Origin of the sequence: Nocardioides ganghwensis, from assembly GCF_014779655.1 — a bacterium.
Lineage (GTDB): Bacteria > Actinomycetota > Actinomycetes > Propionibacteriales > Nocardioidaceae > Nocardioides > Nocardioides ganghwensis.
Genome location: NZ_JACXYX010000005.1, coordinates 207,422 through 224,779, shown reverse-complemented (window position 1 = coordinate 224,779; position 17,358 = coordinate 207,422). Strand labels below are relative to the sequence as shown.

Genomic DNA, 17,358 nt, shown 5'->3' with positions numbered 1-17,358 from the left:
TCGGGCGCGACCACGGGCGCGTGGGCTCCTTCCTCGGCCATGGGCAGGCCGACGAGCAGCGCCGAGTGGGACAACAGGTTCACGAGCGCTCCCTCAGTACTTCAGCAGGCTGGCGTCGTCGACCGAGGCCGAGCGTCGGGTGCGGAAGATGGTCATGATGATCGCGAGCCCGATCACGACCTCCGCGGCGGCGACCACCATCACGAAGAACGCGGTGATCTGGCCGTCGAGGTTGCCGTGCTGGCGGGCGAAGGCGACGAACGCCAGGTTGCAGGCGTTGAGCATCAGCTCGACGCACATGAACACCACGATCGCGTTGCGGCGGGTGAGGACACCCACGCAGCCGATCGTGAAGAGGATCGCCGACAGGACGATGTACTGGGTCACTTGTCCACGTCCTTGTCCACGTGCTTGTCCACGTCCTCTTCGGTGCTGGCGGGCGCGCCGGCCTTGCCGGAGGTCTCGGGCATCGCGGCCGGGTCGCTGTGCCCCTCGAGGCCGGCCAGCTGGCGGCGTACGTCGTCGATGTCGTCGGCGAGCGCGGGAGCGGACCGGACGGTGCCGCGGGCGGCGAGCACTCGGGACACCGAGGACTCGGCAGCGGTGCCGTCCGGCAGGAGCGCCGGGGTGTCGACCGCGTTGTGCCGGGCGTAGACGCCCGGCGAGGGCAGCGGCCCGAGGTGCTTGCCGTGCTCGGCGTAGTCGCGCATCCGCTGCGCGGCGAGCTCGGCCTGGCCGGCCTTCGGCGTGAGGCGCTCGCGGTGCGCCAGCACCATCGCGCCCAGCGCGGCGGTGATGAGCAGGGCGCTGGTGGCCTCGAAGGCGAAGACGTAGCGGGAGAACAGGATGTTGGCGATGGCCGGCACGTTGCCGCCGGCGTTGGCCTCGTCGAGGCCGACGACGACCCCGAAGGTCACCTGGCTGATGCCGAGCACCAGCACGGTGCCGAAGGCCAGGCCGAGGACGACCGCCATCACCCGCTGGCCGCGGATGGTCTCCACGACCGAGTCGGCGGCGTCGACGCCGATCAGCATCATCACGAACAGGAACAACATGAGGATGGCGCCGGTGTAGACGATGATCTGCACCGCGAACAGGAACGGCGCGTCGAGCACGGCGTAGAGGAACGCCAGGCTGATCATCACCACGGCCAGCAGCAGCGCGGCGTGCACGGCCTTGCGGACGAACAGGATGCCGAGAGCGGCGGCGACCATGATCGGGGCGAGGATCCAGAACGTCATCGCGTGGTCCCCCTGTAGTAGTCGCCCTCGTCGTCGCCGAGGCGCATCGGGTGCGGCGGCTGCTCCATGCCGGGCAGCAGCGGGGCCAGCAGGTCGGACTTCTCGTAGATCAGGTCGGCCCGGTTGTTGTCGGCCAGCTCGTACTCGTTGGTCATCGTCAGCGCGCGCGTCGGGCACGCCTCGATGCACAGCCCGCACAGGATGCAGCGCAGGTAGTTGATCTGGTAGACGCGGCCGTAGCGCTCACCGGGGCTGAAGCGGCCGGAGCCGTCCTCGAGGTCGACGTTGGACGCGCCCTCGACGTAGATCGCGTCGGCCGGGCAGGCCCATGCACACAGCTCGCAGCCGATGCACTTCTCCAGGCCGTCGGGCCAGCGGTTGAGCTGGTGCCGGCCGTGGAAGCGGGGCGCCGTCGGGAGCTTCTCGAAGGGGTACTGCTCGGTGACGACCTTCTTGAACATCGTGCGGAAGGTGACGCCGAACCCGGCGATCGGGTCCCAGAAGCTCTCCTTGATCCCCTTGGACTCCTGGCCGGGGTTCTGGGGGGACTCACTCATGGTTCTCCTCCGCTGAAGCGGTGACGGTGGTGCGGCCGGTGGCGAACGTGAGCGGCGCGGCGCCACCGCGTACGGGGCCTCCCGCCGGCATCGGCGGGACGGGGAACCCGCCGGCGAACGCGTCGTGGGGCTCCTCGCTATCCTCGACCGGCGCCTCCTCGGCCTTCTTCTCGCCGACGAACATCAGGCCGATGGTCAGGACGAGCAGCACCGCGATGGCGGCGACGAGGTAGGTGCGGTCGATGTTGCCCTCGATCGAGATGACGCGGATGGTGGCCACGGCCACGATCCAGGCCAGCGAGACGGGGATGAGGACCTTCCAGCCGAGCGCCATGAACTGGTCGTAGCGCATGCGGGGCAGCGAGCCGCGCAGCCAGACGAACATGAAGATGAAGATGAAGACCTTGCCGAAGAACCACAGCAGGGGCCAGTAGCCGCTGTTGGCGCCCTCCCACACGTTCTCGATGCCCCACGGTGCGGCCCAGCCGCCGAGGAACAGCGTGGTGGCGATGGCCGACACGGTCGCGAGGTTGATGTACTCGGCGAGGAAGAACAGCGCGAACTTCAGGCTGGAGTACTCGGTGTGGAAGCCGCCGACCAGCTCGCCCTCGGCCTCGGGGAGGTCGAAGGGGGCACGGTTGGTCTCGCCGACCATCGAGATGACGTAGATGACGAAGGACGGCAGCAGGATCAGGCCGAACCACAGGCGGTCCTGCGCGGCGACGATCTCCGAGGTGGACATCGAGCCGGCGTAGAGGAAGACCGCGACGAGGGCGAGGCCCATCGCGACCTCGTAGGAAATCATCTGCGCGCTCGAGCGCAGGCCGCCGAGCAGCGAGTAGGTCGAGCCGGAGGACCAGCCGCCGAGGACGATGCCGTAGATGCCGATCGAGGCGATGGCGAGCATGAAGAGCACCGCCACCGGCATGTCGGTGAGCTGCAGCGGCGTCTGGTGGCCGAAGAAGTTGACCGTCGGCCCGAGCGGGATGACCGCCCAGGTGACGAAGGCCGGCACCACGGCGATCACCGGGGCCAGGAGGAAGACGACCTTGTCGGCCGCCTTGGGGATGATGTCCTCCTTCAGCGCGAGCTTGACGCCGTCGGCGAGCGACTGGAGCAGGCCGAAGGGGCCGTGCACGTTGGGGCCGACGCGGTGCTGCATCCGGGCCACGACGCGACGCTCGAACCAGATGTTGAAGAGCGTCAGCAGGACCAGGATCAGGAAGATGAAGACGGCCTTGAGCAGGATGACCCACCACGGGTCCTGCCCGAACGCGTCCAGTCCCGGGGCGGGCAGGTCCGCTGCCAGCGGAGCGAGCTGCTTCATCAGGAGGCTCCCTTCAGGGTGACCGGGCTGCCGGGCGAGGCCAGCTCGGCGAGGACCCCGCGACCGAAGGACCGGGCCGGGACCCAGACCACGCCGTCGGGCAGGTCGGCGACCACGACCGGCAGCGTCACGCTGCCGCGGTCACCGGTGACGGTGACGAGCTGCTCGCCGGCCGGCTGGGCCTCGAGCATGCCGAGTGCCGACTCGTAGGTCGCGCGGCTGACGCGGGCGACGGGCGTACGGGCGGTGGCCCGCAGGTGCTCCTCGCCGTCCTGCATCGAGCCCAGGTCGACCAGCTGCTTCCACGTCGCGAGCACGAGGGGCGTGTCGCCCTTGCGCGGGCCCTTGGGGGGCTTGGGGGCCTTGCCGGCGTCGAGGGCGGGGCGGGCACCGTCCCACGGGCCGAGCGCCTGCATCTCCGCGCGCACCTCGGCGACCGTACGGAAGCCGAGCGAGCGGCCCGTCCCCAGCGCGGCCAGCTCGTCGGCGATGCCGGCGAGGACCCGCAGGTCGGGCAGCGAGGAGGGGTTGGTGAAGACGGCGTCGAAGGAGCGCGGGCGACCGTCCCAGGTCACGAACGTGCCGGCCTTGTCGGTCACCGGGGCGACCGGGAGCACGACGTCGGCCACGCGGGTCACGTCGGTCTCGCGCAGCTCCAGGCTGACCACGAAGCCGGCAGCGTCGAGGGCGGCTCGGAAGGCGGCCGGGTCGGCGGTGTCGTCGGGGTCCACGCCGCCGACGACCACGCCGCCGAGGTCACCCTTGGCGAGGGCCGCGACGATGGCGTTGCCGTCACGACCCGGCTTGGCGGGCAGCGACCCCACACCCCACGCGGCAGCCACGTCGACGCGGGCCGAGGCCTCGCCGACGGGACGTCCACCGGGCAGCAGGGTGGGTAGCGCGCCGGCCTCGACCGCACCGCGGTCACCCGCGCGACGGGGCACCCACGCCAGGCGCGCACCGGTGCCGGCCGCGAGGTCCGCGGCCGCGCTGAGCGCTCCGTGGGTCTGGGCCAGGCGCTCGCCGACGAGGATGATCGCGTCACTCGTGATCCCGTGCTCGGCGTCCCGGAGCGAGCCGATGGCCTCGACCTCGGCGCCCGGGGCGGTGGGCACGAGCCGGCCCTTCATCTTGGCCAGGCCGCGCGAGGTGTAGGGCGCGACGGAGACGACCTGCGTACGACCGCGCTTGGCGGCCTTGCGCAGCCGCAGGAAGATCGTGGCGGCCTCGTCCTCGGGCTCGAGGCCGAGGAGCACGACGACCGGAGCGGCCTCGAGGTCGGAGTAGGTCACGTCACCGGACAGCGCGACGTGCGAGGCCAGGAAGCTGGCCTCCTCGGCGGTGTGCGGACGCGCGCGGAAGTCGACGTCGTTGGTGTCGAGGGCGACGCGGGCGAACTTCGCGTAGGCGTAGGCGTCCTCGGCGGTCAGGCGGCCACCGGTGAGGACCGCGGCGGCACCGGCGTCGCGGAGACCGCGGGCGGCGACGGCGAAGGCCTCGGGCCACGACGCGGGCCGGAGCTCACCGTCCTCGCGGATCTGCGGGTAGGTGATGCGGTCCTCGACCTGGGTGTAGCGGAAGGCGAAGCGGTCCTTGTCGCTGATCCACTCCTCGTTGACCTCGGGGTCGTTGCCGGCGAGGCGGCGCATGACCTTGCCGCGCCGGTGGTCGATGCGGATCGCGGCGCCGCAGGAGTCGTGCTCGGCCACGCCCGGCGTCGAGACGAGGTCGAACGGGCGCGAGCGGAAGCGGTAGTCGGCCGAGGTGAGCGCACCGACCGGGCAGATCTGGATGGCGTTGCCGGAGAAGTAGCTCTCGTAGGGCTCGCGCTCGTAGATCGCGACCTGCTGGAGCGCACCGCGCTCGGCGAGGGCGATGAACGGGTCGCCCGCGATCTGCTCGGAGAAGCGGGTGCAGCGCGCGCACAGCACGCACCGCTCGCGGTCGAGCAGGACCTGCGCGGAGATGTTGATCGGCTTGGGGAAGGTGCGCTTGACGCCACCGGACCCGGCGAAGCGGCTCTCGCCGCGGCCGTTGCTCATCGCCTGGTTCTGGAGGGGGCACTCGCCGCCCTTGTCGCAGACCGGGCAGTCGAGCGGGTGGTTGATCAGCAGGAACTCCATCACGCCCTGCTGGGCCTTGTCGGCCACCTCGCTGGTCGCCTGGGTGTTGACGACCATGCCCTCGGCCACCGGCAACGTGCAGGAGGCCTGCGGCTTGGGGAAGCCGCGGCCGTTGCCGGCGTCGGGGATGTCGACCAGGCACTGGCGGCAGGCGCCGACCGGGTCGAGCAGCGGGTGGTCGCAGAAGCGCGGGATCTGGACGCCGACCTGCTCGGCGGCGCGGATCACCAGGGTGTCCTTGGGGACGCTCACCTGGACGCCGTCGATGGTCAGGGTGACCGTCTCGACCTCCGTACGCGCAGGGGTGGTCGTCATGCAGTGGCTCCAGCCGCAGTGTCGGACAGCGAGGGGAAGGTGGTCGAGGCGGCCGGGTCGAACGGGCAGCCCCCGTGGGTGAGGTGCGCGAGGTACTCGTCGCGGAAGTACTGGATCGAGCTCGAGATCGGGCTGGTGGCGCCGTCGCCGAGCGCGCAGAACGAACGGCCCAGGATGTTGTCGCACTGGTCGAGCAGCAGGTCGAGGTCGGCCTCGCTCCCCTGCCCCTTCTCCAGCCGGGCCAGCGTCTGCGTGAGCCACCACGTGCCCTCGCGGCACGGCGTGCACTTGCCGCAGGACTCGTGCTTGTAGAACTCGGTCCAGCGCAGCACCGCACGGACCACGCAGGTGGTCTCGTCGAAGAGCTGCAGCGCCCGCGTGCCGAGCATCGAGCCGGCCGCGCCGACCGCCTCGAAGTCGAGCGGCACGTCGAGGTGCTCGGGCGTCAGGAGCGGGGTGCTCGACCCGCCGGGCGTCCAGAACTTCAGCTCGTGGCCCTCGCGCATGCCGCCGGCGAGGTCGATGAGCTCGCGCAGCGTGATGCCGAGCGGGGCCTCGTACTGGCCGGGGTTGGCGACGTGGCCCGAGAGGCTGAAGATGCCGAAGCCGTTGGACTTCTCGGTGCCCATGCCGGCGAACCAGGCCGGGCCGTTGACGATGATGCTCGGCACCGAGGCGATGGACTCGACGTTGTTGATGACGGTCGGGCTGGCGTAGAGGCCGGCGACCGCCGGGAACGGCGGGCGCAGGCGGGGCTGGCCGCGACGGCCCTCGAGGCCCTCGAGCAGCGCCGTCTCCTCACCGCAGATGTAGGCGCCCGCGCCGGCGTGGACGATCAGGTCGAGGTCGTAGCCGGAGCCGTGGATGTTCTTGCCGAGGTGACCGGCCAGGTAGGCCTCCTGCACCGCGCGCTGGAGGCGGCGGATCACGTGGAGGACCTCGCCGCGGACGTAGATGAACGCGGTGTTGGCACGGATCGCGTAGGAGCTGACGATGACGCCCTCGACCAGCGTGTGCGGGCTGGCCATCATGAGCGGGATGTCCTTGCAGGTGCCCGGCTCCGACTCGTCGGCGTTGACGACGAGGTACTTCGGCTTGGGGTTGTCCTGCGGGATGAAGCCCCACTTCATGCCGGTGGGGAAGCCCGCGCCGCCGCGGCCACGCAGGCCGGACTCCTTGACGGCGGCGATGACGTCGTCGGGCGCCATCGCGAACGCCTTGTCGAGGGCGGCGTAGCCACCGCGCTCCTCGTACGAGGCGAGCGTCCAGGCGCGCTCGGCGTCCCAGTTGTCGGTGAGGACCGGAGTCAACGTGTCGGTCACTTGCTCTCCCCCTTGCTCTCCCCGGCCGGAGCCGTCCAGCCCTTCTCGCGGGCGATCCTCAGGCCGGCGAGCGAGGCGGGCCCGGCGGCCGGGCCCTCGTCGGCGCGGTCGTCGGGGAAGCCGGCGAGCACGCGCTCGGCCTCGCGCCACGTGCACAGCCGGGGCCCGCGGGTGGAGTGGACCTCGTTGCCGGCGCGGAGGTCGTCGACGACCTGCACGGCCGACTCCGGCGTCTGGTTGTCCATGAACTCCCAGTTGACCATCATCACCGGGGCGTAGTCGCACGCCGCGTTGCACTCGATGTGCTCGAGCGTGATCGTGCCGTCCTCGGTGGTCTCGTCGTTGCCGACCTCGAGGTGGTCCTTGAGGCGCTCGAAGATCAGGTCGCCGCCCATGACCGCGCACAGCGTGTTGGTGCAGACGCCGACGTGGTAGTCGCCGACCGGCTTGCGCTTGTACATCGTGTAGAACGTCGCCACGCCGTTGACCTCGGCGGCGCTGATGCCGAGCACCTCGGCGCACGCCTCGATGCCCTCGGGGGTGACCCGGCCCTCGACCGACTGCACGAGGTGCAGCATCGGGAGCAGGCCGGAGCGGGCCTCGGGGTAGCGGGCCGCGATCTCGCGCAGCTCGTCCCGGGTCTTCTGGTCCAGGCTCATCGGTCGACGCCTCCCATCACGGGGTCGATGCTGGCGATCGCGACGATGACGTCGGCGACCATGCCGCCCTCGCTCATCACGCTCGTGGCCTGCAGGTTGGTGAAGGACGGGTCGCGGAAGTGCGCGCGGAAGGGACGCGTACCGCCGTCGGAGACGACATGGGCGCCCAGCTCGCCGCGGGGCGACTCGATCGGGACGTAGGCCTGGCCCGCGGGGACCCGGAAGCCCTCGGTGACCAGCTTGAAGTGGTGGATCAGTGCCTCCATCGACTCGCCCATGATGTGGCGGATGTGGTCGAGGCTGTTGCCCATGCCGTCGCTGCCGATGGCGAGCTGGCTGGGCCACGCGATCTTCTTGTCCGCCACCATGACCGGCGCGCCCTCGAGGCCGGCGAGGCGGTCGGCGCACTGCTCGACGATCTTGAGCGACTCCCACATCTCGTTGAGGCGGATGCGGAAGCGGCCGTAGGAGTCGGCCGTGTCCCAGGTCTGGACCTCGAAGTCGTAGTCCTCGTAGCCGCAGTAGGGCTGCGTCTTGCGCAGGTCCCAGGCGTAGCCGGTGGAGCGCAGGACCGGGCCGGTGATGCCGAGGGCCAGGCAGCCGGCGAGGTCGAGGTGGCCCACGCCCTCGAGACGGCCCTTGAAGATCGGGTTGGCGTTGCAGAGCGCGGCGTACTCGGGCAGGCGCTTCTTCATCAGGGCGATGAAGTCGCGGATCTCGTCGAGGGCACCGGGCGGGAGGTCCTGGGCGACGCCGCCGGGACGGAAGAACGCGTGGTTCATCCGGAGGCCGGTGATCAGCTCGAACAGGTCGAGCACCAGCTCGCGCTCGCGGAAGCCGATCGTCATGACCGTCAGCGCGCCGATCTCCATGCCGCCGGTCGCGACCGCGACCAGGTGGGAGGAGATGCGGTTGAGCTCCATCAGGAGCACGCGCATGACCTGCGCCTTCTCCGGGATGTCGTCCTCGATGTCGAGCAGGCGCTCCACGCCCAGGACGTAGGTCGCCTCGTTGTAGAACGGCGAGAGGTAGTCCATCCGGGTGCAGAACGTGGTGCCCTGGACCCAGGAGCGGTACTCCATGTTCTTCTCGATGCCGGTGTGGAGGTAGCCGATGCCGCACCGGGCCTCGGTGACCGTCTCGCCCTCGAGCTCGAGGATGAGCCGGAGCACGCCGTGGGTGGACGGGTGCTGCGGACCCATGTTGACCACCACGCGCTCCTCGGCGGACTCGCCGATGCTCTGCGTGATCGAGTCCCAGTCCTGGCCGGTGACGGTGAAGACTCGGCCCTGGCTGGTCTCGCCGGGCGCGGAGTAGAAGTCCTGCTCTGTAGTCATCAGTTGTACGACCTTCGCTGGTCCGGCGGAGGGATGGAGCCGCCCTTGTACTCGACGGGGATGCCGCCGAGGGGGTAGTCCTTGCGCTGCGGGTGGCCCGGCCAGTCGTCCGGCATGAGCACCCGGGTGAGAGCGGGGTGGCCGTCGAAGACCAGCCCGAACATGTCGTACGTCTCGCGCTCGTGCCAGTCGAGGGTGGGGTAGATGCTCACCAGGCTCGGCACGTGCGGGTCGCTGTCCGGCGCGGTGACCTCGACCCGGATGCGGCGGTTGTGGGTCATCGACGTCAGGTGGTAGACGGCGTGCAGCTCGCGCCCGGTGTCCTCGGGGTAGTGGACCCCGCTGACGCCGGAGCAGAACTCGAAGCGCAGCGCCTCGTCGTCGCGCAGCATCTGCGCCACGAACGGCAGGTCCTCGCGGCGTACGTGGAAGGTGATCTCGCCGCGGTGCACCACGACGCTCTCGATGGCCGCGGTGAGCTCGGTGGCCTCCAGGCGTGCCTCGAGGGCGCCGGCGACCTCGTCGAACCAGCCGCCGTAGGGCTTCTGGGACGGGGCCGGGAACACCTTGGCGGCGACCAGGCCGCCGTAGCCGGAGGTGTCACCGGTGCCGCTGACGCCGAACATGCCGTGGCGGGCCCCGACGGAGCGCACCTCGCCGGTCGGGGCAGGGACGTTCTCCGGGGACTTCTCGGGGGCCGGCTGCTCGACACCGCTGCCGGTGCCGGTCTCGGCCTTGGCCGCCTCGAGGTTGCGCTCCTCGGCGGGCCGGGCGCTCTCGTTGGCGTCGGTCTTGTCGTCCGTCTCGCCCTCGGCCTTGCCGGCCACCTTCTCGTCGTGCTTCTCGTCGTGCTTCTCGTCAGGCTTGTCGGTCACCGCAGCAGGCCCTTCATCTCCGAGGTGGGCAGGGCGCGCAGCGCGGCCGTCTCGAGCTCGGCGATCTCGTTGCGGCGGTTGACGCCCAGCTTGGTCTGCTGGACCTGGTCGTGCAGCTTGAGGATCGCGTCGATGAGCATCTCCGGACGCGGCGGGCAGCCGGGGAGGTACATGTCGACGGGAACGACGTGGTCGACTCCCTGGACGACGGCGTAGTTGTTGAACATGCCGCCCGACGAGGCGCACACGCCCATGGCGAGCACCCACTTGGGCTCGGGCATCTGGTCGTAGATCTGGCGCAGGACCGGGGCCATCTTCTGGCTGACGCGACCGGCGACGATCATCAGGTCGGCCTGGCGCGGGCTCGCCCGGAAGACCTCCATGCCGTAGCGGGCGAGGTCGTACTTGGGGCCGCCGGTGGTCATCATCTCGATGGCGCAGCAGGCCAGGCCGAAGGTGGCCGGCCAGAACGACGCCTTGCGCATGTAGCCCGCGACGCCCTCGACGGTCGTCAGCAGGACACCGGACGGCAGCTTCTCTTCCAGTCCCATGTCAGATCTCCCTCTGAGGGTCGTGAGGCGCGTGCAGTGCCAAGGCGGAGGAGGGAAGGCGACCTTCAGCGGAGCGCAGCGGAGCGGTCGTCGACCGACGACAACGCGGGCAATGTGCGTGCATCACGGGCCTCAGTCCCAATCCAGTCCGCCGCGTCGCCAAACGTATGCGTAGGCGACGAAGACCGTGCCGATGAAGAGGACCATCTCGATCAGGCCGAACAGGGCCATCTGGTCGAAGTGGACGGCCCACGGGTAGAGGAAGATGATCTCGATGTCGAAGATGATGAAGAGCATCGCGGTGATGAAGTACTTCACCGGGATCCTGCCGCCGCCGATCGGCTGCGGAGTCGGCTCGATGCCGCACTCGTAGGAGTCGAGCTTGGCCCGGTTGTAGCGCTTGGGCCCGGTGAAGGCGCTGACGACCACGGAGAAGACCGCAAAACCCGTCGCGAGCAGCGCCAGGGCGAGGACCGGCGTGTAGAGCTCCATCGATTCCCTTCCGGTGGACCTGCGCCGTCACCGAGAATGTGACTTTGTGAATGGCTTCACGAGTGGCGCGTGCCACAGTCTAGGACTCGGATGTCACGTACGTCACGCGGGGGTCCGGACCAGCCGATCGGCCCCGTTTGCGGCCCTGACCTGCGGATTTAGGTGACGGGACCGTGCCCTAAATGGGCCGTCGCGTGCGCCGGGCCCGTCAGGCGGTGGCGCGGTGCAGGGCGACGATGCCGCCGGTGAGGTCGCGCCACTCGGGCCGCTGCCAGCCCGCCTCGGCGACCAGGTCGGCGAGCCCGGCCTGGTCGGGCCAGGCGCGGATCGACTCGGCGAGGTAGACGTACGCGTCCGCGGCGCTGGCGGTCAGCGAGGCGATCGCGGGCAGCGCGCGCATGAAGCCGTCCATGTAGACGGTGCGGAGGGCGCCGTTGGTGGGTGTGCTGAACTCGCACACCACCAGGCGGCCGCCCGGCCGGGTGACCCGGAGCATCTCCTTGAGCCCGGCGACCGGGTCGACGAAGTTGCGCAGGCCGTAGGAGATGGTGACCGCGTCGAAGGTGTCGTCCAGGAACGGGAGCCGCGTGCCGTCGCCGGCCACGAAGGGCAGCGCCGGCCGGTCCTTCTTGCCCTGCTGGAGCATCCCGACGGAGAAGTCGCACGGCACGGCGGTGGCGCCGCGCTCGAAGAACGGCTCGCTCGAGCAACCGGTGCCGGCGGCGAGGTCGAGCACCAGGTCGCCGGGACGCGGGGCGACTGCCTCGACCATGGAGCGTCGCCAGCTGCGCTGGATGCCGGCCGTCATCAGGTCGTTGGTCAGGTCGTAGCGCCTGGCCACGGTGTCGAACATGCGACGAACGTCGGTCGGTTGCTTGTCCAGGTCAGCGCGGGCCACGTCGTGAGCGTAGGCGTCCGATCCACGGCACGTGCAACGCGGGGGCGTCGTACGGCGTCCCTATGATCGACCCGTCGTCGGCTTCCCGGGGGAGGAACCACATGCCGCACCGTCCCGCGCAGCGCCTCGTCGCGCCGCTGCTCGTCCTGCTCGTCACCCTGACCGGCCTCGCTGCGGTCGGCACGACCACCGCCGCCGGCGCGGCACGCGCCGACTTCACCCCGATGCGGATCGGCGACACGGGCTGGCGGGTGCGCGAGCTCCAGAGCCGCCTGCACCAGCTCGACCTGCACTCCGAGGTCGTCACCAGCCGCTTCGACCGCGAGACCCGGGCCGGCGTCGCGACCTTCCAGCGTCGTCGCGGCTGGCGCGCCGACGGCGTCGTCGACGAGCGCACCTGGCTCAAGATCACCGCGATCACGACCGAGCCGACCACCGAGGCGCTGCACAACGTCTACACACCCGGTCGGCCCCTGCTCCAGCGCGGTGACACCGGCCTGCGGGTCCGCCACGTCCAGGCGCGCCTCAAGCAGGTCCGCTGGTACGACGGCCGCGTCACCGGCCGCTACGCCCGCTCGACCGTCGCGGCCGTCGAGGGCTTCCAGGCCAAGCGGCGCATCCCGGTCACCGGGCAGGTCGACCGCCGTACGCTCACCCGCCTCCAGCAGATGACGCGCACGCCGACCCGCGCCGAGCTCTTCAACATCGTCGCGAGCGGCCCCGCGCTGGACCCGCGGTGCACGACGGGTCGGGCGATGTGCGTGGACAAGACCTCGCGGTCACTGCGCTGGGTGGTCGACGGCGTCGTGCTCAAGACCGTCGAGGTGCGCTTCGGCTCCGACGAGCTGCCCACCCGCGAGGGCGCCTTCGCGGTCTTCCGCAAGTCGCGCGACCACGTCTCCAGCCTCTACGACACCCCGATGCCGTTCGCCATGTTCTTCTCCGGCGGGCAGGCCGTGCACTACTCCCCCGACTTCGCCGCCAACGGCTACGACGGGGCGTCGCACGGCTGCGTCAACGTGCGCGACCGCCCGGCGGTGGCGTGGCTGTTCGACCGGGTCCTGATCGGCGACAAGGTGATCGTCTACCGGTCCTGAACCCCGGGCCCGCTCAGGCGCCCGGCGAGCCCGCCAGGGAGAAGGCGGTGTCGAGGCCCTCGCCCGCACGACCACGGCGCGGGAGCGACGCGTCGGCCGCCTCGACCCGGGATGCCGCCGGGACCTGCACCACGGCGTACTCGCGGGACAGCTCGAGCTTGACCGCGGGGTGGTGGGCGATCCGGCCGATCCGGAAGCCGAGCGAGGTCGCGAGGCCGCTGATCGTCCGGTTGACGCGGGTGTCGAGCACCAGCACGCGCAGCCGGCCGCCCCACCAGGGCCTGAGCGCCGCGACGTCCGCGGCGAGCTTTCGCGCGCGCGAGCCCAGCCGGGCCTCGGCCACCTGCGCGGACATCGCGTCGAGCACGTCGCGCGGCGTCGGGTGCCACGCGACACCGTCGACGGTGCCTGCCTCGAGCAGGTCCTCCAGCGCCCGGGCGCTGGCGTGGTCGAGCAGGACGTGGGTGGGTGCGACGTGGGTGAGCGCCGCCTCGAGCTGCGCGGGCGACTCCACCCAGGCGAGCGCGCACCCGGAGGTGAGGTGGGCGTCACGCGCGACGGTCGTGAAGCGGTCGGTCGCCGCGCCGGTCAGCAGCACGACGTCGTCGCCGGTCAGGTCGGACAGGGTGCCCGAGCACTCGGGACGGAACAGCCAGGCGAGACTCTTCTCGCGGGGCAGGCCGAGCACCGCGCCGGACGCGGCCCCCGTACGGGCGCCCGCCACCCAGGTCAGCAGGTCGGGCTGGCGCTTGCGGCGCTCGAGGCCCATGCCCCGCAGCCGCTCCCACGAGCGGTCGTCGCACTCGAAGAGCTGCGCGTCGGCCAGCGCGGCGCGGCGCAACAGTGCCAGCCGGCTCTCCTCGTCCACCACGACCAGGCGCACCTGGACCTCGTCGAGGAGCCGTCCCACCTCGGCGGCGTCGAGCTCGTCGGGCAGCAGCAGCGGCACCGCGCCCGCGAGGCGGGTGGCGAGCTCGAGCTCGAGCTGCCGGACGCCGGTCGGGACGCGGATCACCACCACCTGGCCCGGGTTCACCCCGGCCTCGATCATGCCGGCGGCGCCGTCGATCACCCGGCGGTAGAGCTCGTTCCACGTCAGCGACGACCAGACCCCGCCCCGCTGCTCCATCACCGCGACCTCGAGCGCGCGGTTGCGCGCGTGCCGCTCCAACCGGACGAGAGGAGATTCGTCGACAGGCACGGTGGCTCCTAGATGGCTCGCTGTGTCGAAGCAAGGTAGGTGACGTACGCCTCTCCTGTTCGCCGTTTGGCCGATCTCACGTCACCGCGCTGTGCGCCCGGGCGTAGGCTCCCCCTTCGTGACGACCCCCGCGTCCGCTCCCTCCCCCGGACCTGCTGCGCCGCTTGTCGTGCGCACGGTCCCCGTGGACCTGGCGGACCTCCCGCTCCTCGACCTGCTCCCCCGCGAGCAGCCGGTGAGCTGGCTGCGCCGCGGCGAGGGCCTGGTCGGCTGGGGTGTCGCCGCCCGTCTCGAGACCTCCGGCCCGACCCGGTTCAGCGACGCGGTGAAGTGGTGGTCGGAGACCGTCGCGCGAGCCGACGTCGAGGACCACGTCGGCGAGCCCGGCACCGGCCCCGTCTGCTTCGGCACGTTCGCCTTCGCCGACGAGCCCGGCGACTCCGTGCTCGTGATCCCCCAGGTCGTCGTCGGCCGGCGCGGTGACCGGACGTGGCTGACGACGGTGTCCGTCGACGCCCCGACGCTCGCGCCCACGCCGGCCCCGGCCGCGCCGGTGGGACTGGTCTTCTCCGACGGGGCCCGCAACGGCGAGGAGTGGATGTCGGTGGTCGCCGAGGCGGTGCGTCGCATCGGCGCCGGCGACCTCGAGAAGGTCGTCCTCGCCCGTGACCTCATCGCCACCACCGACGAGCCGCTCGACGTCCGCTGGCCGCTGCGCCGCCTCGCCTCGCAGTACGAGATGTGCTGGACGTTCCACGTCGACGGCCTCTTCGGCGCCACCCCCGAGATGCTGGTCCGGCGCGAGCGCGGCCTGGTGACCTCCCGCGTGCTCGCGGGCACCATCCGGCGTACGGGCGACGACGAGCGCGACCTGGCGCTGGCCGCGACCCTGGCCCGGTCGTCGAAGGACCTCGAGGAGCACGAGTACGCCGTGCGCTCGGTCGCCGACGCGCTCGAGCCGCACTGCTCGTCGATGAACGTGCCGGAGGCGCCGTTCGTCCTGCACCTGCCCAACGTGATGCACCTGGCCACCGACGTGAACGGCGTCGTCCACGACGTCGCGACGTCGCTCCAGCTCGCCGAGTCGCTGCACCCCTCGGCCGCCGTGGGCGGCACCCCCACCCCCGAGGCGACGCGCCTCATCGCGGAGATCGAGGGGATGCCGCGCGACCGCTACGCCGGCCCGGTGGGCTGGATGGACGCCTCCGGCGACGGCGAGTGGGGCATCGCGCTGCGTTCGGCGATGGTCACCGACCGCGGCGTACGCCTCTTCGCCGGCTGCGGCATCGTGGCGAGCTCCGACCCCGAGGCCGAGCTGGCCGAGTCGCAGGCCAAGTTCGTGCCGGTCCGCGACGCCCTCGAGGCCGACTGAGTCAGAGGTCCTGGCCGGGGTCGCGCCGCTCGAAGGCCTGCCCCTCGGGCAGCAGGTTGCCCATGTGGGTGGCGACCATGTCGAGCCCGATGTCGCTGTAGACGCGGTCGTGGATCGCCAGCGACCTGGGGGCGGCGACCTCGCGCACGAAGTCGACGGCCTCGCTGACCTTCAGCCACGGTGCGCTCACCGGCGCGAGGAGGACGTCGACCGCGCGGCCGGGCGGTGTCAGTGCGTCGCCCGGGTGGTAGACGCTGGCCCCGCCCGACTCGAGGACGTAGCCGGAGTTGTCGAACCGGTCGTAGTCGGGGTGGATCACCGCGTGCTTCTCGCCCACCACCTGCACGGCGGTGCCCGCGACCTCGAGCCTGTCGCCGGGGCGTACGACCGTGACCCGCGCGGCCACGTCGGGCGCCTGCTCGCGCAGCAGCCGCTCCACGGCGGCGATCGTCCAGATCGGTACGTCGCGCTCCCGCAGGTGGTCGGAGTGCACGTGGTCGGCGTGCTCGTGGGTGATCAGCACGGCGTCCGCCCCGTCGAGGGCGGAGGCGTCGGTGAACACCCCTGGGTCGATGACCACGACGCCGCCGTCTCCCTGGACCCGCACGCACGCGTGGCCGAACTTGGTGATCCGCATGACCCCACCCTAGGCGCGTCGAGATCGCGCCGAATCGTCCGACGGGAGGGACGGAAGGTTAAGGTGGGGCCGCCTCCGACGGGTGGAGTGCCCTGGGGGAATCACCAATCGCACCCGAGACGAAGAGAGTCCTACATGTCTGCACGCCGCGTGCTCGCAGGCAGCGTCACCGCGCTGCTCCTGCCCGCGTCCCTGCTCCTGACGGTCGAGACCGGCTCGGCCTCCGACTCCGCGGCTCGCCCCGCGTCGACGTCGGTGACCAAGAAGGCCAGCCAGAAGATCTCCCTGGAGGTGCTCCCGCAGATCGTCCAGCAGGGCAAGCGCACCGCCAGCCCTGACAAGGCCAAGGCCGGCGTCACCGCCACCATCAAGCCGGTCAAGGTCGGCCGCAAGGTCGTCCTCGAGCAGCTCAACGGGTCGTCCTGGAAGAAGGTCGGCACCGCCAAGCAGGAGAAGTCCGGCCGGGCCCACTTCTCGGCCGTCGTCTCCAAGGGCGGCGCGGCCGTGACCTACCGGGTCACCGCGATGAAGTTCAAGGGCCTCAAGAAGGTCACCAGCAAGACCGCCGACACCTCGCAGTGGCTGGTCCCGACGTTCACCGACGAGTTCTCCGGCAGCACGCTGAGCCCGGTGTGGAGCATGCGCGGCCAGGACTACGAGCCGACCAGCAAGCGCAAGTGCTCCAAGGGCGACCCGAAGGCCGTCAAGGTCACCGGCGGCGCCCTGCGCCTGAGCGTCATCAAGGACCGCGCCAAGAAGGGCAAGTGCCTGGCGAAGTCGCGCAAGCTCAAGAAGAAGATCGCCTACCGCCTCAACGGCCACGTCGGCACCAACGGCGGCTTCGACTTCAAGTACGGCGTCGCCGCGGCCCGCATCAAGATGCACAAGAGCCAGGGCCAGCACGCCAGCTTCTGGTCGCAGCCGACCAACGAGAACGGCCCGCACTCCGACGGCCACGAGATCGACGTCATCGAGTACTTCGGCGACAAGCACCCGCAGGGCGGCCTGACCAGCTTCATCCACTGGTACAAGGGCAAGCGCCTGATCAAGACCGGCTCGTGGATCAAGGACTCGAGGTCCTTCCTCGACAACAAGCGCGACGGCTGGTCGAAGAACTACCACGTCTTCTCCGTCAAGTGGGACCCGAGCAAGATCGTCTTCTACATCGACGGCAAGGAGACCTGGCGCACGTCGGCCCGCGTCTCCAAGGAGCAGCAGTACCTCATCCTGAGCCTGCTCGCCTCCGACTACGAGGCGCTGGAGATGTCGGACAAGAAGCTGCCGCAGCACATGTACGTCGACTGGGTCCGCGTGTGGGAGACCCCGCAGTCCTGATCGGCTGAGCAGCCAGGCA

The 17,358-nt window shown here is 70.8% G+C and carries 17 protein-coding genes; 3 read left to right on the top strand and 14 right to left on the bottom strand.

Translation table 11 applies throughout. The features are described from left to right. Nucleotides 1-93: 93 nt before the first annotated feature. The 12 genes from nuoK to IEZ24_RS08065 all read right to left on the bottom strand — a co-directional run bounded on the left by nuoK (nt 94) and on the right by IEZ24_RS08065 (nt 11,697). Nucleotides 94-387: an NADH-quinone oxidoreductase subunit NuoK gene (gene nuoK, locus IEZ24_RS08120; RefSeq protein ID WP_129456153.1), complete on the bottom strand. Its 294-nt coding sequence runs from the start codon at nt 385-387 to the stop codon at nt 94-96. Continuing rightward, nucleotides 384-1,241, bottom strand: coding sequence for an NADH-quinone oxidoreductase subunit J (locus IEZ24_RS08115; protein ID WP_129456152.1), 858 nt, complete (start codon nt 1,239-1,241; stop codon nt 384-386). The genes nuoK and IEZ24_RS08115 overlap by 4 nt, the downstream gene beginning before the upstream one ends. Further along, nucleotides 1,238-1,798: an NADH-quinone oxidoreductase subunit NuoI gene (gene nuoI, locus IEZ24_RS08110; RefSeq protein WP_129456151.1), complete on the bottom strand. Its 561-nt coding sequence runs from the start codon at nt 1,796-1,798 to the stop codon at nt 1,238-1,240. The genes IEZ24_RS08115 and nuoI overlap by 4 nt, the downstream gene beginning before the upstream one ends. Next, the gene (gene nuoH, locus IEZ24_RS08105) at nt 1,791-3,125 is read right to left on the bottom strand and encodes an NADH-quinone oxidoreductase subunit NuoH (RefSeq protein WP_129456150.1); all 1,335 of its coding nucleotides are present in this window, start codon (nt 3,123-3,125) and stop codon (nt 1,791-1,793) included. Before nuoH ends, nuoI begins: the two co-directional genes overlap by 8 nt. Then, on the bottom strand, nt 3,125-5,563 hold the full coding sequence (locus IEZ24_RS08100) for an NADH-quinone oxidoreductase subunit G (RefSeq protein WP_129456149.1): 2,439 nt from the start codon (nt 5,561-5,563) through the stop codon (nt 3,125-3,127). Before IEZ24_RS08100 ends, nuoH begins: the two co-directional genes overlap by 1 nt. Continuing rightward, nucleotides 5,560-6,885, bottom strand: a complete 1,326-nt coding sequence (gene nuoF / locus IEZ24_RS08095) for an NADH-quinone oxidoreductase subunit NuoF (RefSeq protein WP_129456148.1) — start codon at nt 6,883-6,885, stop codon at nt 5,560-5,562. Before nuoF ends, IEZ24_RS08100 begins: the two co-directional genes overlap by 4 nt. Beyond that, nucleotides 6,882-7,544, bottom strand: coding sequence for an NADH-quinone oxidoreductase subunit NuoE (gene nuoE / locus IEZ24_RS08090; RefSeq protein ID WP_129456147.1), 663 nt, complete (start codon nt 7,542-7,544; stop codon nt 6,882-6,884). Before nuoE ends, nuoF begins: the two co-directional genes overlap by 4 nt. After that, nucleotides 7,541-8,881 carry an NADH-quinone oxidoreductase subunit D gene (locus tag IEZ24_RS08085; RefSeq protein ID WP_129456146.1) on the bottom strand — a complete coding sequence of 447 codons (1,341 nt, stop codon included), beginning with the start codon at nt 8,879-8,881 and terminating at the stop codon, nt 7,541-7,543. The genes nuoE and IEZ24_RS08085 overlap by 4 nt, the downstream gene beginning before the upstream one ends. Beyond that, complete coding sequence (locus IEZ24_RS08080; protein WP_397190529.1) at nt 8,881-9,708, bottom strand: NADH-quinone oxidoreductase subunit C; 828 nt, start codon at nt 9,706-9,708, stop codon at nt 8,881-8,883. Before IEZ24_RS08080 ends, IEZ24_RS08085 begins: the two co-directional genes overlap by 1 nt. Before the next feature lie 44 nt (nt 9,709-9,752). Beyond that, complete coding sequence (locus IEZ24_RS08075) at nt 9,753-10,307, bottom strand: NuoB/complex I 20 kDa subunit family protein (RefSeq protein WP_129456145.1); 555 nt, start codon at nt 10,305-10,307, stop codon at nt 9,753-9,755. A gap of 132 nt (nt 10,308-10,439) precedes the next feature. Beyond that, complete coding sequence (locus IEZ24_RS08070) at nt 10,440-10,799, bottom strand: NADH-quinone oxidoreductase subunit A (RefSeq protein WP_129456144.1); 360 nt, start codon at nt 10,797-10,799, stop codon at nt 10,440-10,442. Nucleotides 10,800-11,007: 208 nt separating this feature from the next. Further along, the gene (locus IEZ24_RS08065) at nt 11,008-11,697 is read right to left on the bottom strand and encodes a demethylmenaquinone methyltransferase (RefSeq protein ID WP_129456143.1); all 690 of its coding nucleotides are present in this window, start codon (nt 11,695-11,697) and stop codon (nt 11,008-11,010) included. A gap of 101 nt (nt 11,698-11,798) precedes the next feature. Here IEZ24_RS08065 and IEZ24_RS08060 point away from each other — a divergent pair, with 101 nt between their 5' ends. Continuing rightward, complete coding sequence (locus IEZ24_RS08060) at nt 11,799-12,794, top strand: L,D-transpeptidase family protein (protein WP_224745008.1); 996 nt, start codon at nt 11,799-11,801, stop codon at nt 12,792-12,794. Nucleotides 12,795-12,807: 13 nt separating this feature from the next. Here the strand turns inward: IEZ24_RS08060 and IEZ24_RS08055 are convergent, their stop codons facing one another. Continuing rightward, nucleotides 12,808-13,995: an AMP-binding protein gene (locus IEZ24_RS08055; RefSeq protein ID WP_129456142.1), complete on the bottom strand. Its 1,188-nt coding sequence runs from the start codon at nt 13,993-13,995 to the stop codon at nt 12,808-12,810. Between the two features lie 118 nt (nt 13,996-14,113). Here IEZ24_RS08055 and IEZ24_RS08050 point away from each other — a divergent pair, with 118 nt between their 5' ends. After that, nucleotides 14,114-15,367, top strand: coding sequence for an isochorismate synthase (locus IEZ24_RS08050; protein WP_129456141.1), 1,254 nt, complete (start codon nt 14,114-14,116; stop codon nt 15,365-15,367). 1 nt (nt 15,368) lies between these two features. Here the strand turns inward: IEZ24_RS08050 and IEZ24_RS08045 are convergent, their stop codons facing one another. After that, a complete protein-coding gene (locus tag IEZ24_RS08045) occupies nt 15,369-16,004 on the bottom strand; it encodes an MBL fold metallo-hydrolase (RefSeq protein ID WP_129456140.1) in 636 nt (211 codons plus the stop codon). Between the two features lie 135 nt (nt 16,005-16,139). Here IEZ24_RS08045 and IEZ24_RS08040 point away from each other — a divergent pair, with 135 nt between their 5' ends. Further along, nucleotides 16,140-17,339 carry a glycoside hydrolase family 16 protein gene (locus IEZ24_RS08040; protein ID WP_129456139.1) on the top strand — a complete coding sequence of 400 codons (1,200 nt, stop codon included), beginning with the start codon at nt 16,140-16,142 and terminating at the stop codon, nt 17,337-17,339. Nucleotides 17,340-17,358: the final 19 nt, after the last annotated feature.